Here is a 24,785-nt window from a genome sequence, read left to right on the forward strand (position 1 = left end):
TTCCCGAATTGGACCGAATTATTGGAAGCAATTGGGCGCAAGGTATTAGCCACAAACGGCACTAATTTACGCAAATGACTTGAACATTAAGCCCAAACCGCAAGAGCTCCTCAAAAAACCAACACTTCCTAACCCATGATTTTAATCGTGGGTTTTCAAACTACCCTAATCCTAATGTAAGGCTTGGCTGTATGGCGGCTTCATGCTCTCCAACTACCCTGCCGTATCCTTACAGCGAACCCAACATCCTTCAAACAACCCACCGCCAAATTCCATGGACTCGGTCGTAGTCGCCGCGCAATATTATTACTAAACATCCTCATTCCGCATGCGAAGACTACGACTAGTGTTTAGTTTTTAGCCATGAACAACACTAATTTACGCAAATGACTTGAACATTAAGCCCAAACCGCAAGAGCTCCTCAAAAAACCAACACTTCCTACCCCATGATTTTAATCGTGGGTTTTCAAACTACCCTAATCCTAATGTAAGGCTTGGCTGTATGGCGGCTTCATGCTCTCCAACTACCCTGCCGTATCCTTACAGCGAACCCAACATCCTTCAAACAACCCACCGCCAAATTCCATGGACTCGGTCGTAGTCGCCGCGCAATATATTTACTAAACATCCTCATTCCGCATGCGAAGACTACGAGCAGTGTTGGGCTTTAAACTCCACATTATCACAGAATGTCTGACCATAAGCAGAAGTAAAAATTGATATATATACAAATAAAAATATTTTAAATGCCTTCATAACACATTTCTATGATTCAGAGGAGATAATTGTATATTCCGATATACGATTTAATAACTCAGAATCTAACTTCACTTCTCCCGTGGTTTTAATATATAAAAATTTTAAATCTGGAAATTCTGAAAGTTCAATATTAACATTTACTAATTTATTACTTTCTTCAATACTAAAAATTAAATATTCCGTCCCTATCTCCTCATTTGTTCTAGAGTGACCATAATCAAAATTAATTTCAATCTCATTATTTCCTCCTTCATCAATCAACCTATTTGCATCTAATTTAAAAGAAGTGCCCTGAAAACCAACATTTAAAGTACTAGCATTAATAAATATAGTACCTAAATCAAAGTGAAATATTGGAGTACTAATAGACGAAAGAGCATCTGTATCAATTTCAACCTTCCAAGCATTAACACCTTTATAAAAATCACGGAAAAACGTAGAAGATGAATTATTAAATTCACCGGGGAACAAGCCAAATTGGCAACTCGTATTCAATTGATTAAAACTATCAGGAAAGTAAATATATTCATTCGTGAAAAAGGAAAAGCTCTTCTTGGAAGACAGATTATATGAATTAGAAAAAGTCCACATATCCAAATCATCCTTGTGTGGAGAGGTGCCTATATGGAAACTCTGAATGTTTTTCAAGTACTCTAAATTAAAGAAAATTTCATACAAATCATCTGCTGACATATTATCAAATGCAGTTCTTGCTGAATAGGACGGATATATAAGTGTAATTATTGCCCCATACTGAGACGTGACAACATCCCATCTTCCGGGTACAATCCAGTCTTGGAGCTCAAAAAAAGTTTCTAATTCTTGTTGTTTATTCAGGTAATTAAGGCTCTCATTTTCAAATAAACTATTATTATTCACCAAGCATTTTACAGGAAATTCGTTTAATTCTTCAAATGAAGGGTCTGGGTAAGTTGAATTATCTGCAAGGAGACTTTGCACCTGATAACTCAGTGCCCCTACCCTTTTGGGATCCATGTAGGAATCCAAGCCAAAGGAAGAATTACTCAGGTCCACAGATTCCACCTCTGCGATCAATAACTGAAAGCCATCGGATGGAACTGCAAGATCAGAAATATTATAGGGAGAAAGGTCAACTGTGGCGATATAGCCCATAGAAGAGCCATTTTCTAATGCGTCATCGGCATATTGATTGGAGGCCGTATAAAAGGTCAGTACATTTTTGGCTTCAGCATCCACCTCACTGTGATCTAAATAAGCTTGCATGCGAGCCATTTCCTTTTCAGAAACCTCAAAATATCGGTTTCCCTCCATATTAATTTCTATGCTTCCAAAAGCCTGATCTAAGCCATACCAATGATGAAACTGCAAATCATTCAACGACAAATTCACTTCTTTCAACTGAAATAATCCGTAGATAGCGGAATCCAAATCCACTAAGCCCATATCCGACAAATCCAGCCCCGTCACATAACCATCGGCATTTTTGGTGACCCGATCAGAATCGCCACTGATGCCCAGCTTTTCCAACGTCTCCAGCTCCAAATCTTTTTCGTAAGGAGGATTACCGGAAACCAATACCTCACGTCCCGGGAATTTGGCTTTAACCTCCTGAATAATCTCCATATCCAACTGATTATTCCGCAGGTCAATGGTTTTACTGATATTCACCTCATACAAACGCTTATCCATGGCCGTCAATTCCAGTGCGGAAAAATCTACCGCTGTAATGCGCTGCTCATTAACCGTCACCCGGCTTTCCTTTTCCGGGGAACTTACCCCATAGCTCTCTAAGATGGTATATAGGATTTCCAAATCTGTCTGCAGCTGTTGCTCCGCAGGAGATAGTTCGTCCTTTTGGCAGGCAGTGAGTATGGGCAAGGCAAAAAGGGCAAGCAACAGCCAACTGATGCCCCGATGGGTGGTGGGTAGATTTGAAGTCATCTTGTATATAGGTTAATTAATTCCGCTAATGCGGGAGAGACACCTATTCCGGCATCCCTATTAGTCAGTTGATTAAGTTTATAGTCAATTTATATTTTCAGATACTTCTCCTAGCCAAAATCAGAACTCAACATTATTAATCTGAATATCAGCCTAATGCTAAGAACGATGGTTTGCAGGAATCTCATCCAAAAATTAATTACTGCAATTTAATGTAATAAAAGTATAATTCAGAATAGGGTTCAATAAGAAGACATGTTTATTTATTACAAGAATACAACAATAAAAACAGATTAAAACCACATAAACCACGCACAAAACACTACAGATAAGACTTTTACGCAGCCAGCACTACACTTTAGCCTAAACAAATTGAGTATTTTCCCCTACAGACTTATGTAAGGTTTGATTAGTTTTAAAAGCCAAATTTTGAAACATTTTTCTTCAAAGCCATCTTCCCAAAAATAAAAAGGTGCTTTCAATAAAGAATTGATTAAGTCAAAACTATAATTTAAGATATCATATTGAACGATCGAATTACTCCATGTTAAGAGGATTTATTTCCAATTTTTAGCCATGAAGGAATAGCAGATTTTGTTAATAAAAGGGCACTGAAGCGAAGAGCGCGCAAGTACAAATTCCCCGAATTGGAAGGAATTATTGGAAGTAATTGAGCGCAAGGTTTTAGTCCCAAATGGATTTTTGAATCATCTGCTGTCCTACTTCCCCGGATATTTAATGGATTAGCCTGCTTTAATAAATATCCCGAAGGGATTAAACTGAATAGCGATGGGTGAAACCCATCGAATCAATACCCAGGGCAACAGAACCCTGAAAGGGTTCAACATTAAACACCCATTTTTCAGCCAGCCCCCCTTCCCTTCCACGCCAATAACCGTATCGCGAACCCAACATGCATCAAACAACCCACCGTCAAATCCCCTGAACTCAGTCGTAGTCGCCGCGCAATATTATTACTAAACATCCTCATTCCGCATGCGAAGACTACGACTAGTGTTTAGTTTTTAGCCATGAACAACACTAATTTACGCAAATGACTTGAACATTAAGCCCAAACCGCAAGAGCTCCTCAAAAAACCAACACTTCCTAACCCATGATTTTAATCGTGGGTTTTCAAACTACCCTAATCCTAATGTAAGGCTTGGCTGTATGGCGGCTTCATGCTCTCCAACTACCCTGCCGTATCCTTACAGCGAACCCAACATCCTTCAAACAACCCACCGCCAAATTCCATGGACTCGGTCGTAGTCGCCGCGCAATATTTTTACTAAACATCCTCATTCCGCATGCGAAGACTACGACCAGTGTTGGGGTAAAAAAAATAAAATATTTTTCATTTAAATCATTAATTAAATGAATATAATTTCCCTGGCAGTGATAACTGTTTCGTTTATTTGATCAAGATCGGACTGAGAGCCGTAAACATATAATGCACCGGTAATATTTAACTCAAAATATTCCAAATCTTTAAATTGAGTAATTTGAAAGTAAACATCTACATCTGGTTTTATATGCGGATTTGAACTGCCCTCTTTAGAAAAATCAATAACAATCCTAGCCATCCCTCTTGACTCGCTAGTAAGGCCACTTCCATCAATCAAATTAAGTTTTATATTTTCATTTCGATCCTGCGGTATCCCCCTCAAAAAGAAATTTTCACCAACAATAGAAATATCAAGCTCATTATCTGGGCATTCTAAAATCCCACCCGAAATTGCTAATGAAGGGGTTTGGATATCGAATAAAGCGGTTTTCGAAATTTTAATTGAATTGGCACGAAAACAATTCCATTTATCAACACCTAGTTTCATTTTGGTTTTAAGATTGCGAAACCCTTCATCTAAAACTAACTCATCTAAAAAACGAAGGGCCCAAATTCTATTTTCTGAACCTGTCGCTAAATTACCAACGTATTGAGTCAAATTAATGGAAGTTCCTCTTATCCTTTCTTGCCCCGGAACAAAAATCATTAAATAATCTAAGTCAAAAGACAGATCAATAAATCTTGAATAAGAATCAAAATTTCCTAAAAAATAAAGTATCGTCTGCTTGAATATTTTTCCTTCAACAGTGCCTTTGGGCAAATCTACAAATGATGCGAATGGAGAAGGAGCATAATCCTGAATAATCCCAATATCCCAACTCAATCCCTCATAAAAATCAACCATTGAGGTTTGCTTTTCTAAATAAGCCGCTGCGGTTTCATCTAGCTTAGCATTGTTCTCCACCACCGTCGGATAAATCGCACCTACTCTGGTATCATCCATTATGGCATCTAAACCAAAGGAAGAATTACTTAAATCAATTTCCTGTACTTTTACCCTTAACACCTGAAAAACGGGCAATGGTAAAGCCAAGTCAACAATATTGTGTGCAGAAAGATCGATAGCGCTGATAAAACCAGTAGTCTGATCTTCCAAAATTCTATCATAAATAGCATTCTCCTCCGTATAGAAAGTCAGCACTTCTTCCGCTTTTGCTTCGACATTATTGAAATCCAGATACTGCTGAAAGCGGTTGATTTCTTCCAAACTGATTTCATAAAAGGTATTGCCGCTGAAATCAATACTCACATTTTCCAACGCTTCGCTTAATGCCTTAAATTGATAATACTGCAGTTCATTCAAGCTCAAATTTAAATCTTCTAAATAGGGGAATTCATAAACCACTGGATTCACTTCCGTCCACCCCATATCCGACAAATCCAGCCCCGTTACATAGCCATCAGCATTTCTGCTTACCCTATCCGAGTCCCCGCTTATGCCGAGTTTTTCCAGGGTCTCCAGCTCCACATCTTTTTCATAGGGCGGATTACCGGAAACCAACACCTCACGGCCCGGGAATTTGGCTTTGACCTCCTGAATAATCTCCATATCCAACTGATTATTCCGCAGGTCAATGGTTTTACTGATATTCACCTCATACAGACGCTTATCCATGGCCGTCAATTCCAGTGCGGAAAAATCTACCGCTGTAATGCGCTGCTCATTAACCGTCACCCGGCTTTCCTTTTCCGGGGAACTTACCCCATAGCTCTCTAAGATGGTATATAGGATTTCCAAATCCGACTGTAGCTGTTGCTCCGCAGGAGATAGTTCATCCTTTTGGCAGGCAGTGAATATCGGCAAGGCAAAAAGGGCAAGCAACAGCCAACTGATGCCCCGATGAGTGGTGGGTAGATTTGAAGTCATCTTGTATATAGGTTAATAATTCCGCTTAGGCGGAAGAGACACCTATTCCGGCATCCCTATTAGTCAGTTGATTAAGTTTATAGTCAATTTATATTTTCAGATACTTCTCCTAGCCAAAATCAGAACTCAACATTATTAATCTGAATATCAGCTTAATGCTAAGAACGATGGTTTGCAGGAATCTCATCCAAAAATTAATTACTGCAATTTAATGTAATAAAAGTATAATTCAGAACAAGGTTCAATAAGAAGACATGTTTCTTTATTACAAGAATACAACAATAAAAACAAATTAAAATCACATAAAACACTCACAAAACCCTCCAAACTAGACTTTTACGCAAACAACGCTCCACTTTAGACTTAATTAATTGAGTATTTCCCCCTACAGACTTATGTAAGGTTTGATTAGTTTTAAAAGCCAAATTTTGAAACATTTTTCTCCAAAGCCATTCTCTCAAAAATAACAAGTTGCTTTCAATAAATAATTTATTAAGTCAAAACTATAATTTAAGATATCATATTGAACGATCGAATTATTCCGTATTAACAGGATTTATTTCTAATTTTCAGCCATGAAGGAATAGCAGATTTTGTTAATAAAAGGGCACTGAAGCGAAGAGCGCGCAAGTACAAATTCCCCGAATTGGAAGGAATTATTGGAAGCAATTGGGTGCAAGGTATTAGCCACAAATGACACTAATTAACCCAAATGACTTGAGCATTAAGCCCAAACCGCAAGAGCTCCTCAAAAAACCAACACTTCCTAACCCATGATTTTAATCGTGGGTTTTCAAACTACCCTAATCCTAATGTAAGTCTTGGCTGTATGGCGGCTTCATGCTCTCCAACTACCCTGCCGCATCCTTACAGCGAACCCAACATCCCTCAAACAACCCACCGCCAAATTCCATGGACTCGGTCGTAGTCGCCGCGCAATATTATTACTAAACATCTTCATTCCGCATGCGAAGACTACGAACAGTGTTTAGCAAGGTATTAGCCACAAATGGCACTAATTTACGCAAATGGATTTTTAAATCATCTGCTACCCTAGTTCTCCGGGTATTTAATTGATTAGCCTGCTTTAATAAATATCCCGAAGGGATTGAACTAAATAGCGATGGGTAAAAACCATCGAATCAATACCCGAGGCAACAGAACCCTGAAAGGGTTCAACATTAAACACCCATTTTTCAGCCAGCTCCCCTTCCCCGCCAAAAATAAAATCACGAACCCAACATCCCTCAAACCACCCACCACCAAATTCCATGGACTCGGTCGTAGTCGCCGCGCAATATTATTACTAAACATCCTCATTCCGCATGCGAAGACTACGACCAGTGTTTAGTTTTTAGCCATGAACAACACTAATTTACGCAAATGACTTGAACATTAAGCCCAAACCGCAAGAGCTCCTCAAAAAACCAACACTTCCTAACCCATGATTTTAATCGTGGGTTTTCAAACTACCCTAATCCTAATGTAAGGCTTGGCTGTATGGCGGCTTCATGCTCTCCAACTACCCTGCCGTATCCTTACAGCGAACCCAACATCCTTCAAACAACCCACCGCCAAATTCCATGGACTCGGTCGTAGTCGCCGCACAACATCATTAAAAACCCCGAAATTCCGCATCTGCAGCGGCAAAACCAGGTTTCATCACTTAGAAAGAAAGTTCCGGGCGATGCGTCTTTAAGTAGTGCTACTCTATTAGGTGAGCCTTTTTGATCGATTTACCCGCCGGATTCCAGAGCCTGTAACTCAGCTTCAGGCCAAAAGTAACCGATGGATTCAGGTAGCCTCCTTTGGTTCTGTTTTGCATGAAAAACCACCAGGGATAACCTCCACTAACCTCATCATCCGTGTACTGTACATTTCGGAAATAGACATTTTTATAAGCCATGCCAAGGCCTACCCAGGCTTCAAAGGCAAAATTTCCGGCGAAATTCGTTCGTATACCAGCCTTCAGGTGCCCGCCAAAACGGTTTCTCATATAATCGGCCTGCTCAAAATAATGCTTGCCTTTCTCATTTTTAATATAATAATAGCTATCCGTTTTAGTATGGCTATTTTGTTCATAAAACAGCTCCCCGCCGGCATAGAAATCCAGTACCTGATTGCGGGCAAAAATATACTGCACTTCCGGACGTAATTCCCAATATTGGTAATCTGCTCCCAAAGCCTTTGAATTATCCTTCCAAATTTGATGGTTCATTCCGGCTGTGCCCAGTCCACCATCCAGGGAATAGCGCCAGTCCCCCTGCTGAAAAGCCAGCCCCATTCTCCAATGTGGTGCCCCAACATTAATATTGGAAAGCGGCGCCCATTGTATGGATAGCCCCTCTTGTGTATTTTCCTGCGCCCTAGCTGGTTTGGAAAATGCCAACAAACAAAACAACATTATGATCTGGTAAATATCTCTCATCTAATTGAAACTCAATGAACTTGCAATTTATCGATTTTCCGTAGCTCGGAAATTGAAAGTAAATTAGATTGTGGTAAAAAGTCCGGCCATAAAAAAGCAGCAATCGTAATGATCACCCCCTAAAATTGTTTCAATGCCTTAAAGTAATCACTCTGGTGTTTTAATAGCCTCAATTTGAGCAAGATTACTCTGCTCCCTTTCCACTACTTCCTCGGAAATAACTTGGAATAGGAACAATTCCATCATTTTTCGCAGCTTGCAGCAAAACCCGCATTTAAACATCATATTTCGGCTTAAGCATCCTATTTCGGGAAACGCTCCCCGATTACCATTCAGCAGTCAGCTGTTCCAAGGTATTGTACTTATGAGCTACCTTCACGGAGGGTGAATTGCGCTCTACGGAACGGATGAAAAATATCGGCGCCCAAAAAAACTCCTCATACCTTATTCATGGATCGAAGGAAATAATAGTGATGCGCTGTGCCAGGCCCTTTGCTCAATAGTGTGAATCTTCATCAAACAAAAAAATATAAAAAATGATCACATCAAAAATACACAAAGCGCAATAAACACAACATCAGAGACTTATGCATTTAACAATTAAAGAGGGTGTTTATTGAAAATTCATTAAAATCGAAATCGTTACCATTAGAAATATTACAATACCGAAACATAAGTTGTTGATTTTAAAAGGATTGTATTTAATTTCTTATTGCTGTCGATTGCAGCGATTAACCCAAAATTTAACACTATGATTTTATTTTCAAACAGAAATGCCTGGTTATACCTGACATTTCTATTCATTGGCCTAAATGCTTGTAGCTCGGAAATGCCCCTTGAGGAGCCTCAAGCCACGGAAGTGGCCAATCAGCGCCTAAGTCCTGTTCCAGCCAGCGGAACGGTAATGATGCAAGCTTTTTATTGGGATGTTCCCGCAGGGGGAAACTGGTGGGAGGAAGTTTCCACTAAAATTCCCTCCTGGAATCACGCCGGAATTAGTTCGATTTGGCTGCCCCCATTTTCTAAAGCCCAAAATGGCCCCTACTCTATGGGCTATGATCCTATGGATTATTTTGACTTAGGTGAATTTAATCAAATGGGTAGCGTGGAAACTCGATTTGGTTCTAAAAATGAACTCTTAAACCTCATCAACACGGCACACACTTACAATATTGAGGTGATAGCGGATATTGTGATCAACCACAATAGCGGTGGAAATTTGGAACAAAACATTTTCACAGGCACCAATACCTGGACCAACTTTACACCGGCCTCCGGAAAATTTAATCGAACCATGTATGATTTTCATCCTAACGATCAGCATACTCATGACTGGGGGGTATTCGGTGGGTATCCGGATTTATGCCACCATAAAACCTATGTACAGGACTGGCTTTGGAAAACGGATTATTCTGTGGCTAACTTTTACAAAACAATTGGGGTAGATGGCTGGCGTTTCGATTATGTCAAAGGGTTTGAACCATGGGTGGTGAAAGACTGGATCCATCATAACGGTGGTTTTGCGGTGGGCGAAAATTGGGACGGGAATGCCGAAACATTAGAATGGTGGGCCAATGAAGCCAATGCCTCCGCCTTTGACTTTGCCTGTTACTATGCCATGAACGATGCTTTTGATGGTAACGACTTGAATAAACTGAACAGTGATATGCTTTGGAAAAGGAACGCTTACAAGGCGGTAACTTTCGTCACTAATCATGATACTGATGAAATTTGGAATAAAAATTTGGCCTATGCCTATATCCTCACTCATGAGGGATATCCCTGTATCTTTTATAGTGATTATGAAGAATGGTTAGATAAAAACAAGCTGAATAATCTGATTTGGATTCACAACAATTTGGCTACAGGCAATACCAGTATCCTATATACTGATAATGATGAATATGTGGCCAGAAGAAATGGATATGGTAGCGCTCCTGGCTTGGTGGTTTATCTCAACAATGCGGATTTCTGGCAAGAAAGGTGGATTGAAACCAATTGGTCAAATACCGCTATCAAAGATTATTCCGGCCACTCTGCTTGGATGCCTACCACTCAAAGTGGAAAATGGGTCAAAATTCAGGCACCACCAAAGAGTTATTCTATTTGGTCCATAAAATAAAAATTTGAAAAATGATAAGTGTTAGATAGTATTTTAACGCTTATCATTTTTTTGACTTGTGCTCTGAAGTAGTTTTTATTTCTAAAGCCAAACGTTCGAAAGCCTGCTGGACGAACCTTGGCCCCCAAAAATTCACTCCTATTCCCCTGAATTCCTGATGAATAATCAAGCGCGTTTTCTCATTAACCGCCTGTAATTGGTACTGATGTTCAAAAGAAAAGATCAAGGGGATTCCACCTCCTTGTTGTAATAATCGCTCCGGAGATATCTTTCGAACCTGAACTTTGATTGTGCTCTTCTTCCCGGAACCATTCCAATATTCGTACTTAACCCGGATTATTCAGGCTTAAATCCTCGTTTAGCTGTAAGGCGGAAAAAATGAAGGAATAGTTTCCTATTTCGAGTTTTTTCCAACGAAACAGATGAATGAGGAGAAAGCAAGCTTGCCCAAATTTGGGCTATTATAAACTAAAGAAAATAAATTATAATAAACTAAAAACAAACCACTTACGCTTAGTCAATTAATTTAGCGGTGAATAATTCGGGTTAAGTTTTTGACCTTCCATTACCGTCCCGCTTAATGGCTTTATTACGGTGTTCCAATCAGCATAAGCTTCGGTATTGATCAAAACTTTCCACACCTCTTTGGGAGAGGCCGCTATATCCTTTTCTATATGGACTGATTTCTCCCCTCGGTAATACAGGCCGGCCAAGGCCATTAACAGCACCACAATGATTACAAATATCTTCATATCTATATTTTTTTAATCAAACCTTCCGCTTTTAGGAAAGCTTCCTCATTATATACGAATTCTTCTCAAAGTAGAGGAGTAGTCTGAAAAAATCATTGCTTAAAAACGTGTTAATAGATGCACCATCCGGCTACAAATTCGAATTATTGAAGGAAATGTTGAATAATTTCTAATCAATAGCGATGCTATTCTCTCTAAATAATCGGGTATCGTTTCTGCAATCATCAAATTGTCGCTGCGAATTTTGGTTTTAAAATACGCTCTAAAGTGCCATTCAATCAAAACTTCGCCTCCAATCAGCAGTAGTACGCCCCTATGCAGTATTTAGGTAAATATTATATAAAAATAATCTTACACAGCTTCTACCTTTCTTTAAATTATTATTACGAATTTTGACTAAAAACACGCGCTATGTAAAAATTAATGGTGGTCGTTGGCACCAAAAACATTAGTCCCACACTAAAATAATAACTGAAAAACCCCTAAATATCAGCATACATTTTTGAGGAGAATCACCCCTTCTCCGCCTTTCCATATCCTCGATAATTTCTTATATTATAATACCAAAACCAAACCACATATGAAAACTCCCCTACTCCTGTTCCTGCTATGCTGCCTCCTCCTTTCTTGTCAAGTTGAGGAGGAAGAAACCATTCAAAAGCCATCTCCCTCCAAAGAGAAGCTGGTGGACCTCTCTCATGATTTCTCCAAAGAAACTGTTTACTGGGTTACAGAACCTGACTTTCAATTGGATTCCGGTTTTCACGGAGAGACAGAAAAAGGATATTACTATGCGGCCAACAGCTTTTGTGCCGCAGAACATGGGGGCACCCATATCGATGCGCCTATTCATTTTTCCAAAACAGGACAAACAGTAGATCAGCTTCCGCTGGAAAAACTCGCCGGTCCAGCGATTAAAATTGACATCAAAGAACGCGCCCTGCAATCCCCTGACTACCTCATCAGCATTGAGGATTTGATGCAATGGGAAAGTCAACAAGGTCACCCCATCCCGGATCAGGCCATTATCCTGTTGGAAACCGGCTATGCAAAATATTACGGGGATAAAAAGAAATACCTGGGAACCATCAATAAAGGGCCGGAAGCGGTAAAAGAATTGCATTTCCCAGGCCTGGCGCCGGAGGCGGCACAATGGCTGGTGGATGAGCGCAATATCAACGCCGTTGGGATTGACACCCCAAGCATTGATTACGGACAATCGACTCATTTTCAGAGTCATGTCATCTTGCTGGGACAACAAATTCCGGTCTTTGAAAATGTCAACCTTTCCATGAAGTTGCCGGCAGAAGGCTTTGACATCATGGCTTTCCCGATGAAAATTAAAGGGGGAAGTGGTGCCCCTTTACGGATAGTGGCGAGGATCAGGGAATAAAAAAGGCAATAAGATCAGAGGGGCTATCCCAATGATCTTATTGCTTGTGCCATAAGCCTTAAATTATTACTATTGGAACAGAAAAAACATAAGGACTTTATTCTTCCCCACCCCAAAAGTCATTTATCTGTTTAATTTGAGCAAAAGCTTTCTTCGGCTGACGATAAGCATCTACCACCCCCCACTCTCTGAATCCGGATTTCGGCGTACCCTTATAACCACTTCGATAATCATTATAACTCCATAAAGCATAGCCTACCAAATAAGGATATTCCCTTAAAATGTTCAGATCATTCACCAGTTGTTCCGACAATTCAGATTCCGGCTTCCCGCCTATTTGCTTACGGCCAATTTCAGATAGAAAAATCGGTTTGCCCGGAAATTTCTCATGTGTTTTTTCCACTAAGCCCACGGCATTTCCATAACTGTTGATACAGATCAAGTCCAGCTTCTCATAGGGTTCATTGGTCTGATCGGTATATTTTCCATAAGCCGTAATGGACACGTAAGTTTTCAATCGACTGGAATCCTGTGACGTTAAAAAGTCCAGCATACTGTCTACATAAGCATATTGATCCTTGGTCAGACTTTTTTCTCCCCAAGGCGCAACAGGGTCACGCAGCTCATTGCCCACACTCCAACCTATCACACAGGGGTGATTGTAATCACGCTGAATCATCTCCCGCATCCATTGTTCCGTTTGAGGATTATGGGCGAAGGTCTGCGGATCATCATCTCCCCAAACCGGAATTTCCTGAATCACCAAATAACCAATACTATCACAATAGTTCAATAAATTTTTGGAAAGTGGGGCATGCATCAATCGGGAAAAATGTCCCCCTAAAGCCTTAATACCATCCATATCCATTTTTATCAACTTATCCGGCTCTGTATTCCCAAAATTCGGGTGATCGTGCACCCGGTTCATGCCGTTCAGCCGTATGGGTTTATTATTGAGGAATAACTGTTCCCCTATTGCTTCAATTTTCCTCACCCCAAAGTGATCCTGTTTTACATCCCAAACACAATCCTCTCCGATTAATTTAGTTTCCAAATGGTATAAATTCGGATGATGCATATCCCATAATTCAAAATCTGTTAAGGGAGCGGTGTATTCGAACTTAATCGTCTGATGAGCACCGGCTGCCAGCTCCACCTTTTTTTGTAAGGCCTTACTGGCGATCATGGTTTGCAATTGCATTTGAATACTCGTATTAGCATTATTTTCCAATACTATATTTACCATAAAATCCACCGATTTTCGTTCAAAATCAGGTGTAGCAGTAATATGCTGATATGCTATTCTCACCGACTCATTGCAAAGCAAACTCACCGAACGACTTATCCCTCCCCACGGCCACCAGGCACCGCGGCTATAGGTATTATCTGCCTGCACCACCAAACTATTCTCACCATTATAGTGTGCTATCTCAGAAATATTAAACTCAAAAGGTGTATAACCACCCACATGAGTACCCAATAACTGACCATTGAGCCACACTTTGGCGCTCTGGTAAACAGCATCAAATTTTATTCGCACCTGCTTGCCTTTCCAATCTGCGGGAATGTTAAAATTACGCTGATAGTATCCTTTTCCTGTATAAGTGGAATAATCTTCCTGCGTATCCCAGTTTCCGGGAACGGGCAAGTGGGTCCATTGTGTAAAATCCGAAGTCAATACCTGTGGTTCGGTAATGTCATTATCCGCTAAAAAGTTCCAGCTTCCATTCAGGCTCATCTCTTTCGGACCATGGGATTGACAGGAAATCAATAAAAAAAACAGGCTGACCCAAAAAAATCGATTCAATAAATTCATCAGTATATTATTAAATTTTCCCCAAACTACTGTGCCTTCAATAAAGTACTTTCCCAATAATCTAAAAGCTGAGGATCGGAAGGTTCCGCAGTCAAGCCCCGCTTGATCATGCCTTTTTCACAATACTTCATCGAGCCCGACTTGGCCCGCTGAATTTCTGCTGCCGATTCCAGAATCAGATTTTTCTCGGCGGAAGCTAGCTCCTGCTGCAACACCTTCCAAAGCCGTTTCCTTACTTTCTGATAAGATTTCTGTTCCGCCAGATTCGCATACTCCGCCGGGTCCTTTTGTAAATCATACAACTCCACCTCAGGACGCGATTGAGCCATAAACTGATTGTAAGGTGCTGGTAATTGATTCGTCCTGTATAATTCTTTATATAAAGTAAAAGCAGGATACTGCAATTTTTTATAGGAAGTTAACTGCATATAAGGCAAGTCAATCCTCTTGTTCCAAATCAACTTATACCGTCCATCTGTAACCGACCGAATATCGTCATCCGCATCACCACAGCGTCCGCGAAATCCAAATGCATATTCTCGCTGATCACCACCCAGAACATCCTTCCCCTGCATATAATCCGGAATGGGGATACCCGCCAAAGCCAAAGAACTTGCCGTAACATCGATCAGACTAATCAGGTCCGAACGTTCCTGCCCGGCCTTCCCTTTTTCGGGTAAATACACCAGCAATGGAATTTGCAAGCCTCCCTCATATAGCCATTGTTTATCCCTTAGGTGAGGGCGACCGTGGTCCCCGAAAACAAAGACGGCGGTATTTTCCAATTCTCCCTCCTGTTCGAGGCGCTCCAAAATTTTCCCAATGCGTTTATCCGCCACCTGTACACTTTCCAGGTACATGGCCCAATCGGCACGGATCAGTGGCTCATCCGGATATTCTTCCGGCAATTGAACTTTGGCAGGATCCACCGGACGATCCGGATCATGAACAAAGGTCCGGTGTGGTTCATGAATTTGCACTTGTGCGAAAAACGGCTGACCTTTTTTACGCTTTTGCCAATCCGTTCCGTCAAAGAAATCCGTCCCCTGAAAATTGTAATCTTCTTTGCCGGGCTTATCTAAATTATGCGCCCAGCCATTGGTACAGAAATATCCGTTCTGGCGAAAGAGCTCCATCACCGGTACGATTCCCTCCGGCAAGGCATGTTTGGTTACCGCCCGGTGACTCAGGCAATTCACCGATGAAGGATACATGCCAGTGATTTGAGAGGAACGACTGGCAGAACATACCGGCGCATTGGCATAAGCATTTAAAAAACGGATACCCTCTTTGGCCAAACGGTCCATATGGGGCGTATAGACATCCTGATTTCCGTAACATCCTACTTCCCTTCCCAGGTCATCGCAATTGATCCACAATATATTGAGCGGCTTACCGGCCATAGCCAGCCCGGCAGCCCCCATCATCAGCAGGGCAAGAAGGCTGCTTTTTAACAAGCTGAACATAACTTAATTCTTTGTGATTTTCAATGGAATCTGAACATTAAAGCACTGCCTTACACCCGCTTCATCCAGGGTATCGGCAGCACACATCAGGGCTACGGGCTCACCATTTTCGATATAAACCTGCGGACGCTCCAAATGGGTGAATTGTTGTGTACGGCCATTCTCCCAGGTGAAGATTCGATCGGAAATGTGAAAATCTTTTGCTTTATGCCAGTCAATTCCATCCGGTGATTCATAATGCACCAAAGAGAAGTTCCGCTTTTTACCCTCATGTTCAATATATTTTACAATTGCCCGGTACTTGCCTTCCTGATACCAGATATAAGGATCCTCTGCCGGAAAGCGCACCCCTTCTTCCAAAAAGACAGGCTTGGGATACTTTTTGAAAGGACCTGTCGGGCTATCCGCTATCGCCACCATATGCACTACGGGGCCACCTGAAGGCAACTTGTATTGCTTTCCTACCGCTTTATAAACCATCAGAATTTTACCATCAGCCATCTGGCAGACGGAAGGATTGGAAGTCATCAGGGCATCCGGTGCACTTTCATCTTCATGATTGATGTCCAACACCGGCTGATCAAATCTTTTCCAGGGACCATTCGGGGAATCCGCCACTGCCACTCCAATCCGCTGATTGTTCCGGTGCAACCAGTTCAACTTTGGTTTTCCGGGAACACTGACAATTTTCTTATCGCCGGTATTGCCCATATAATATAAATAATACTTACCGTTGAAATAATGTACCGTGGGATTATGCGTACACAAGCCATCCCAGTATGCTTCCCCGCGATCCGGCAAAGCCACATCCTTAAATTCCCAGGGACCAAAGGGCGACTCCGAGACCGCATGAGCAATTTCAGAATAGGTGAGCCATTCCCAACCAATATTTTTAGGCCAGCGTGCATAGAGCATATGGTAAAGGCCATCCTCCCCTTTGACGACAGAACCACCCCAGATACTCATGGTATCCGATATAAAAACCGACTGTTCACTCACCGGGCCGAACTCAATTTTGAAATCCGGACTTTCCAATTTCGTTTTGCTGCAGCCTGCGATAAAAAACAACAAGCCAAACAGTTGAAAAAATACTTTCATCTTGCTCAATAAAAAATTACACTAAATACCTGCATCAAACTGAAGCGCATTGGCCTCCCAGATTTCCGACCAGTCACTTTCTTCCTCTTTCGTCTGACGCTTAATTTGGAAAAACACCGCAGCCTCTTTTTCCCATGGAATGGTCATCATCCCCCGGGTATTGCTGCGCATCTTCCTATTCAAATTATCCGGAGAATCACCATAACGCACGACATAAAATTGATCCTCTTTTTCGCCGGAATACCCTACCACAAGGCGGTTATCCCTTACAAAGCCCTCCCAAACGATTGGAGGGAGCAGCCCGCTGCCGATGGTTGAAGTTTGTTTCAGGGAAGGAATACTTTCCCCGTAATTATTCCGGGCAATCAATTGCAATTCCACTACTTGCGTGCCCTTCGATAATGGGACATCAATAAAATTCCCGATGGTCGCGCTGCTTTCCTGCTGAATTCCGTCCACCTCATATCGCAGGAAGTACTCTTCCGCATCATAAGTATTTTCGAAATAAATCCGCGCACTGTTTGCTGCTGTTACAAAATGGCGGATCACCGGCTGCTCCGGACTGGCAAAAGCTTTAATCTTTTCAAAGCGAGTGTAGCCATTGGCCGATATTAAACGCAGGCGGATATCAAAGGCCTGTTCCTTATGCATGGGCCATTTAATCATGCCAGTCCATTCCTGCTGATCTGGATTCAGATCCGGTAGTGCTTTGCTGGTTTGGGAAATTACCTTTCCGCTGGCATTGTGTACCACCAATTCCATTCGATAGCCTTTCATGGCATAAGAAGGGAAATCTTCTCTCCCACGAATGGGCATGGTCACCTGTACCGTTCTCTTTTTTATGTCCACCTGTTCGATCAGTATATCCTTCACCGGACTATTCGTTTGCTGGTAGGTTGCATAAGCCCTACGTTTGGTTCTCCATGCATTGACAATCCCCCAGGCACGGTTTTCTGATTCCAGGGTCTGACTGTAGCCACTTCGATAATCATTGAATGTCCAAATGGAAGCTCCGCTGGTGTAAGGGCGTTGATCTTGCATATAAGCATACCATGGGATAATGCCGGGAATATCATTGTCCAGATCCGGAGTGGTAAATCGCTCCACGCCGAATTCCGAAAAGAAAATGACCTTTTCAGGCCAGCGGGCATGAAGGCTGTCCATTACCTTAGCCGGATCTTTCTGGTAAATATTCTGCATGATGATATCACTGAAAGCCAGTGGATCGTTATTTCGATTATCATATTTACGATAACCTGTATTGCTCACACAGGTCACCAGACGATAAGGATCCAGATTTTTCTTCACCCAGGGAATCATATTTTTCACATAGTCATAATGACCACTCAACTCATTGCCGATACTCCAGCCGACAATGGAGGGGTGGTTGATGTCCCTTTCAATCATCTCGGTAAGCCATTGTTTGATCAGGGGGTAATCCGGGGCCTGAAACTCCGGGTTCTGAATTTCCCGGACGTTCACCTCTTCAAATAAAAGAATCCCCTCCCGATCACAGGCCTCAATTAATCGCTTATTTTGGGTACCGTGCATAATACGCATGAAGTTTGCGCCGGCATCCTTCATCAGTTTAATGTCGAGGTCAATCAGTTCCTGTGGTTCCGAACTTCCCCAATAACGATGATCACTCACCCGGTTAAAACCGGACAATCTCACCGGTTCTCCGTTCAACAACATCTCCTGCCCCTTCACTTCAAATTTACGGATACCAAATACTTCTTCCTTATAATGTAAATTTTTATCCTTTGACCCAATAGTAGTTTGAATCTGATACAATTCCGGATGATCAAAATGCCACAGCTTCACCTCTTTGGCTTTCAAAGAGGTCGTTAACTCAAAAACGTTTTGTTCTCCGGCCCCAATACGAAATTCCTTTTTCAGCTTCCGCAGGCTTTTACCCTTCCGGATATCAGATTCCAACACCAGCTGCTGCGCCTTTTTCCCATTATTCTCCACCCTATATTTCACCTTCACCTTCGCTTCTCCCGTCCGCAAGTCGGGTTCCACATGCACATACTGATTATGTAATCGAACAGGAGTGTTCCGCAGCACTTTCACTTCCCGGATGATGCCCCCCCAATTCCAGGTGGCGCCAATGATGACACTGTTGTCGGCTTCGACCACGACTACGTTTCGACCATCGTAATCTATTGCCTCTGAAACGTCCAGCTCAAAAGGGGTAAAGCCACCCCGATGTTCCCCCACAAACTTCCCATTCCAATACACTTTTGCCACATGATAAACGCCTTCAAAACGAATGCGGTAATCATCTCCTTTTTTCCAGCTGTCCGGTAAGGTCACTTCTTTTCGGTAAATCCCTTTACCGGTATAATTGGCATATTGGTTCAGCATACCCCAATGCCCGGGCACTTGCAATTCATCCCAATGGGTATCCTGGTAAGCCCTTTGTAAGGCGGCCGCTTTTTCTTCCTTTTCCTTTAGAAAAACTTCCTCACTTACCGGACGCAACATGATCGCATCCGCCACTACTCCGCCGGGATTAATGGCGGTAACGGTCAGCGAGGCAGGTGCCTCCTTTTCCTGTTGAAAAACACCCAGACTGATCCACTTATTGCATAAATTTCTAAAACTACGATACTGAAATTCCGGGCCATCACCCGTATCAATACCGATTTGCGCTGTTAAATGATGACCAAAAGGATAATAAATGAAATACTCATAATAGCCGGCTTTTGACTGAGTGGTTTTATAACGCACATAAGAAGACGTATCCCCTTTTGTAAACCAACGCGAGAGGTAATCCGCGCCCCAGCATTCCGATTCGCGGGTGGCCTCGGTATCGATTTTCCAGTTACCGCTGATCTCTACCAAATCACTTTGATGATTATCAATGATGATATCCCCCGACTGCGGGTGAATGTCCAAATAATTGGAGCCATCTCCCAAGAAAGTATGGAATTTCCAGAAGCCATCCAGGCTGATTTCCTCTTGCCCGTGCTTATCAAACGTCTGTGCCAACAGGTTTCCCGAAAGACCCCAACAGGCCAACAAAAGCCAAAAGTATTTCATATAAAAGACCTTAAAAAAAAGAATAGTGGAAAGAATGAAAGTGCTTACCTCCAATCCCTGTAAAAAAATTTGAACCTAAATTATGAGCTTAGTTTCCGGATAGGGGAAAATAATACTTCCTATAGAAGGGGTATTTAGTCTAGGTCTCTTTAGGCCTGCTATATTTATACTATATAAAAGCCTAGAAGCTTGGGAGAGGGGAAAGAAGGCTTTCCCTGCAACAAAATAATCAGCACAGAATAGTGTGATTTTGTGGAAATCAAAGAAATGAAAAATAGTTTAGTAAGATGTTGTAGGATGTAAAAAACACATCATTCGATAACAAATTCTGATATTAACGCTTAAACACGTTCTTCTAAAAAGGTGGGAATGTAAGGGGAGGGGGAATATCAGTTTTTTTGCTCAGCAACTTTTAGGAAATAAGAAAAAGTAAATCGGCTTAGGGCATAAATTTAAAACAGTAGGCAGAAAAAATTAAGCCGAAGAACGCTCGGTCGAGCTTTTTCAATCAGAAATAAATTGAAAATCATTAAGAGCAAAAATTTAACCCGAATTATTCACCACTAAATTCGCCAACCAATCGCAACCGGCTCACCATCAGCCTTTAAACCCCACTTTCTTTGATTTATTATAGCCCAAACTTGGGCAAGCTTGCTTTCTCCTCATTCATCTGTTTCGTTGGAAAAAACTCGAAATAGGAAACTATTCCTTCATTTTTCCCACCAGGCAGCTAAACAAGGATTTTGCATGAATAATTCGGGTTAAACCAATTTTTTGATTATTTCAATGGATTTATTCCTTTTCTCGTTTTAAAAGGTAAAAGTCCCGGGCTTTTGTCTTCTTGGAAATTCCTCGAAAGTACTGAAGAATTGCATTACTCCAGCAGATGCTTCATAAACGCGAGGAATATTTTGATGGAACCACTCGGTGTACATACCGGCAGCATCCACATCTGCAGCCTCGAAAGGATCTTCTCTTAGGTTATAAATCAATGGTCCGTTTAAGGTTACCCACTCATTTCTCCAAATGTCCATCCCCACACCCTTCTGAATTTTGAAGTGAGATTTCCAGTCACCTAAACGAATGGCGGTTACCTCTCCATTGTCGTTGGAATATACAATTTCCTTTCTTGGTCCTTCTGTCGCTTTACCGGTCAGGTAAGGCAAGAAGTTATAGCCATCCAAATGCACTTTATAGGATTTACCATTCAATTGCGTGCCTTTTTTCAAGTCAGCGGCTACGGTCTCATTACCAGCAGCGGCCAAAAGTGTTGGGAACCAATCTTGTTGAGAGATAATCTCGTTGGATACCGTGCCGGCCTCAATGCTGCCTGGCCAACGCACCAACATCGGTACACGAACACCACCTTCCCAGGTAGTGGCTTTCTCACTGCGGAAAGGAGAGGCACCGGCATGTGGCCAAACCGCTTTCATCGCCCCGTTATCTGTGGAATACAATACGATGGTATTTTCATCGATCTTTAGCTCTTCCAGGTAGTTCAATACTTCCCCCACCAATGCATCATGCTCTTCTAAACCATCATGATATACAAAGCCTGATTTCTGAGAACTTTCTTTCAAACGCGTCCAGTTGTGCATACGGGAGGAGTTCAACCAGCAGAAGAATGGTTTTCCCTCTTCCACGGATTTATTCATGAAGGCTTTCGCTCCCTCAGCGAATTCTTCATCAATCGTCTCCATGCGTTTTTTGGTCAATGGACCGGTATCCCGAATAGCACCGTCGGCGGAGCTTTTGATTACTCCTCTCGGGCCAAAACGTTTCTTAAATGCAGGATCTTTTGGATAGGTCGGCTCTTCCGGCTCTTCCTCTGCATTCAAATGGTAAAGGTTCCCATAGAACTCGTCAAAACCATGATTGGTCGGAAGGTGCTCATCTCGGTCTCCCAGGTGATTTTTCCCAAACTGGCCAGTGTTATAGCCTAGGTCTTTAAGTGCCGCAGCGATGGTAGGATCCAATTCGCTGATGCCTTGCGGTGCCCCTGGCATCCCGACTTTTGAAAGCCCTGTTCTTACCGGATGTTGCCCCAAAATAAAGGCAGAACGTCCCGCAGTACACGATTGCTCGCCATAAGCATCGGTAAACAACATACCTTCTTTGGCCAAACGGTCGATGTTCGGAGTGCGTGCCCCCATCACGCCATTGTGATAAGCACTTAAGCTGAACCATCCAATATCGTCACCCCAAATCACCAGGATGTTGGGCTGCTTAGGCTTAGCCGCCAATGCCGCAGATAACGACAGGCTAAGCAAGATTGCTAGTGAAAATAACTTCTTCATATCTCTAAATTTGTCCGGATCAAGCGGTGATTCACCCTGACCTCTAATACCTTACAAATTTAGGGTGGAGATTTGGGATGTTGTTATGGGAATTCCGACGCGCCTTTTGCTTTTTTCGACAATTCCTTTATGTCCTCCTCTTGTAAGTCAGAAGGGGGATAACCGAAAAGATTTTTGAAGCTTCTGGAGAAATGGCTCAGATTGGTGTAGCCTACCTTATAGCAGATTTCCGAAATGGAGTATTGGTTTTGAATCAGCATGTTGCGCGCCTGCTCCAATCGCATTTCTTTTCTATAAGTGGCCATCGATACCCCATGGTAAGCCTTGAACAGTCGCTGGAGCGTACGTTCGCCCACCGCCAGTTGGTCTGCAATCCCAGCCACACTTTCCTGATTTTGCATATCACCCATTAATAGCCGGGTGGCTTCCATTACCTTTTGCATATCATCAGCATGCATTCCCCGACCTTTATCATCGGCCTTCAGCAAGCGGGATTTGAAAATCTGTTCGAGCGTCAAAAGCAAAAGCTCCTCGCATTTATTGACAAAGTAGCCTCTGGAGAATTCATCCTCTACTTTATAATTGGTGAGCTGATCCAGCACCTTTTGGGTTTGCAAGGAAAAGGGGGCGTGCAAGCAATAAGGGTCTGTCACCGTTAGTTTCTCCATCAGGGAGAGGGGAAGCAAATGGTGCTGAAAGAATTCCCTGAACCGCTCTACTTTTATAAAAAGGTGTAAATGAGTGGATTCTGTATAGGCCGGCAGATAAGTTTTATAATGATATTGAGGATTAAAAAACAGAAAATGATTCTTTTGCACCTCAGCATGTTTTTCCTCAGAAAGCATCATGGTGGACTCAATTTGATAAATCAAAGAAAGGTAATTATTATCCTCCCTGACCGGCTTGAGTTCTCTGGAAAGCAGAAAATCCTGAAAGTGAAATAATTTCTCATATTGAAGAATCAGGCCATCCCCAAAATTCCATCGCTGCATATGGCCTTTTCCCTGGTCCTTCGGAATATCAAAGCGGTCTTGTCCCATCGGAATATCTAATTGAGCCGTAATGTCTTCCAGCTGTGTCTCCGCTCCGTATATCCGCAATTGTTCCATTCCCTGATTGATGTTTTGATGAAAAAAATCCCCTCCAATCCTCGCCTGCTTCGCAAGATATAAAAATCCCTCTCATGAAATCAAAAAAGGAGCAACCTGATAACCGCTCCCTTTGAAATTCTAATCAAAATATCCGACCCGTTTAATATCAAATGGCATGCTGGTGTTTTCCCGAACAGCCACCTGAATGACCTGTTCTGCCAGCAAATCTTCATCGATTACCAACCGATAAAAATTATCCAGGCCTCCGTAAGGATGCTTCACCGCATGGCGGTGCGTGTCGCCCTGCAGGTACATGACTGGTTTGCCAAAAGCTTCCACTTCTTTGCGTAAAGGCAACCAAAGGGCTTCCTCTCCGACTTCCTCTATCCTTTGATCCGGGCTCGCATGCGCAAAGATGATGGCCGCTTTGGCTTGGGACCCAAATTGCTCGAAATTTTCCTTTATCCATTGTGCATTTCTTTCCGCTCTGGCTCTCCACTCCTCTGCGGATCTCATTTTGCCGGAAACCTGATGCACACTCATAAACAAAACTTCTCCATGCAGAAAGGCCATATTGGTAGGCACTGTGGCCTGGGTTCTTGCCTGAAATTTCTTCACGAAGGCTCCATTAAGGGAATCAAAGGTATGGTGCCATAGGGAAAGTGCCGCATCCTGATCTTCACAATCATTCCATTCATTATCTCCAATAATCATATAAGGAGAAATTTTGGAGTCGGCCAATAAACCTATGGCATCCTCAAAATAAGCCGTATCACAGGGATAAGCACCCCGCTTGATATCGCCCACATGAATTAAAAAATCCGCCTGACTCTTTTGGTTGTTCTCCAAAAGGTGGGCTTTCATCCGATTATAAGCCAGACGCTTGCCGGGTTCATCATAGGGGCAATCTCCCATTACCGCAAAATTCGCTATATACTTTTCAGCTTGCTGGTCAGGCTGTGAATTACAGGAGGCAATGTAAATCATTGCCCAAATAAAGATATAGTGTTTCATTAATCCCATTGCTTAAAAAAACAGAATATACCCATTTTCAATAAAATAATCTGCCTTTTAGTCCTCTTCATTGAATAAAGAAAGCATAAGCCGAAGTATGCATGCTTAAGTTCTCGTTTAGCTACAAGCCGAATAAAATGAAGAAATATTCCCCGATTTCTGGTATTCCCCAAGGGAGCCGAGGAATCAGACGAAGGCAAGCTCACTCACAATTGGACAATTATTACCCAGATTATGGATGCTTAAGCCCGGATTATTCATACTTCAATCCTCCTTTAGCTGCAAGGCGGGAAAAATGAAGGAATTTTTCCTATTTCGAGTTTTTTTCCAACGAAGCAGATGAAGGAGGATAAAGCAAGCATGC

Annotated in this window: 13 protein-coding genes; 2 read left to right on the plus strand and 11 right to left on the minus strand. The window is 42.2% G+C overall.

Annotation, left to right across the window (positions count from 1 at the left end; all coding sequences use genetic code 11):
• Nucleotides 1-766: 766 nt before the first annotated feature.
• The 3 genes from AAA970_RS18070 to AAA970_RS18080 form a co-directional block, all read right to left on the minus strand.
• Nucleotides 767-2,683: a hypothetical protein gene (locus tag AAA970_RS18070; RefSeq protein WP_338238295.1), complete on the minus strand. Its 1,917-nt coding sequence runs from the start codon at nt 2,681-2,683 to the stop codon at nt 767-769.
• A gap of 1,371 nt (nt 2,684-4,054) precedes the next feature.
• Nucleotides 4,055-5,896, minus strand: a complete 1,842-nt coding sequence (locus tag AAA970_RS18075) for a hypothetical protein (RefSeq protein WP_338238296.1) — start codon at nt 5,894-5,896, stop codon at nt 4,055-4,057.
• Between the two features lie 1,705 nt (nt 5,897-7,601).
• The gene (locus AAA970_RS18080) at nt 7,602-8,324 is read right to left on the minus strand and encodes a hypothetical protein (protein ID WP_338238297.1); all 723 of its coding nucleotides are present in this window, start codon (nt 8,322-8,324) and stop codon (nt 7,602-7,604) included.
• A 751-nt stretch (nt 8,325-9,075) separates the two neighbouring features.
• On the opposite strand from AAA970_RS18080, the gene AAA970_RS18085 reads away from it, so the two are divergent.
• Nucleotides 9,076-10,446 carry an alpha-amylase gene (locus AAA970_RS18085; RefSeq protein WP_338238298.1) on the plus strand — a complete coding sequence of 457 codons (1,371 nt, stop codon included), beginning with the start codon at nt 9,076-9,078 and terminating at the stop codon, nt 10,444-10,446.
• Nucleotides 10,447-10,967: 521 nt separating this feature from the next.
• Here AAA970_RS18085 and AAA970_RS18090 read toward each other — a convergent pair.
• Nucleotides 10,968-11,198: a hypothetical protein gene (locus AAA970_RS18090; protein WP_338238299.1), complete on the minus strand. Its 231-nt coding sequence runs from the start codon at nt 11,196-11,198 to the stop codon at nt 10,968-10,970.
• A 580-nt stretch (nt 11,199-11,778) separates the two neighbouring features.
• On the opposite strand from AAA970_RS18090, the gene AAA970_RS18095 reads away from it, so the two are divergent.
• The gene (locus tag AAA970_RS18095) at nt 11,779-12,591 is read left to right on the plus strand and encodes a cyclase family protein (protein WP_338238300.1); all 813 of its coding nucleotides are present in this window, start codon (nt 11,779-11,781) and stop codon (nt 12,589-12,591) included.
• 97 nt (nt 12,592-12,688) lie between these two features.
• On the opposite strand, the gene AAA970_RS18100 is transcribed toward AAA970_RS18095, so the two are convergent.
• The 7 genes from AAA970_RS18100 to AAA970_RS18130 all read right to left on the minus strand — a co-directional run bounded on the left by AAA970_RS18100 (nt 12,689) and on the right by AAA970_RS18130 (nt 24,421).
• Entirely contained in the window at nt 12,689-14,407 is a 1,719-nt protein-coding gene (locus AAA970_RS18100; protein ID WP_338238301.1) for a glycoside hydrolase family 2 protein, read from the minus strand.
• A 26-nt stretch (nt 14,408-14,433) separates the two neighbouring features.
• The gene (locus AAA970_RS18105) at nt 14,434-15,873 is read right to left on the minus strand and encodes a sulfatase family protein (RefSeq protein ID WP_338238302.1); all 1,440 of its coding nucleotides are present in this window, start codon (nt 15,871-15,873) and stop codon (nt 14,434-14,436) included.
• A gap of 3 nt (nt 15,874-15,876) precedes the next feature.
• Complete coding sequence (locus AAA970_RS18110) at nt 15,877-16,971, minus strand: glycoside hydrolase family protein (protein ID WP_338238303.1); 1,095 nt, start codon at nt 16,969-16,971, stop codon at nt 15,877-15,879.
• Between the two features lie 21 nt (nt 16,972-16,992).
• Nucleotides 16,993-20,019, minus strand: coding sequence for a glycoside hydrolase family 2 TIM barrel-domain containing protein (locus AAA970_RS18115; RefSeq protein WP_338238304.1), 3,027 nt, complete (start codon nt 20,017-20,019; stop codon nt 16,993-16,995).
• An 809-nt stretch (nt 20,020-20,828) separates the two neighbouring features.
• Nucleotides 20,829-22,316: an arylsulfatase gene (locus AAA970_RS18120; RefSeq protein WP_338238305.1), complete on the minus strand. Its 1,488-nt coding sequence runs from the start codon at nt 22,314-22,316 to the stop codon at nt 20,829-20,831.
• 83 nt (nt 22,317-22,399) lie between these two features.
• The gene (locus tag AAA970_RS18125; RefSeq protein WP_338238306.1) at nt 22,400-23,425 is read right to left on the minus strand and encodes a helix-turn-helix domain-containing protein; all 1,026 of its coding nucleotides are present in this window, start codon (nt 23,423-23,425) and stop codon (nt 22,400-22,402) included.
• 120 nt (nt 23,426-23,545) lie between these two features.
• Nucleotides 23,546-24,421 carry a metallophosphoesterase gene (locus tag AAA970_RS18130; RefSeq protein ID WP_338238307.1) on the minus strand — a complete coding sequence of 292 codons (876 nt, stop codon included), beginning with the start codon at nt 24,419-24,421 and terminating at the stop codon, nt 23,546-23,548.
• Nucleotides 24,422-24,785 lie beyond the last annotated feature (364 nt).

It is taken from the genome of Persicobacter diffluens, assembly GCF_036244895.1.
Lineage (GTDB): Bacteria > Bacteroidota > Bacteroidia > Cytophagales > Cyclobacteriaceae > Persicobacter > Persicobacter diffluens.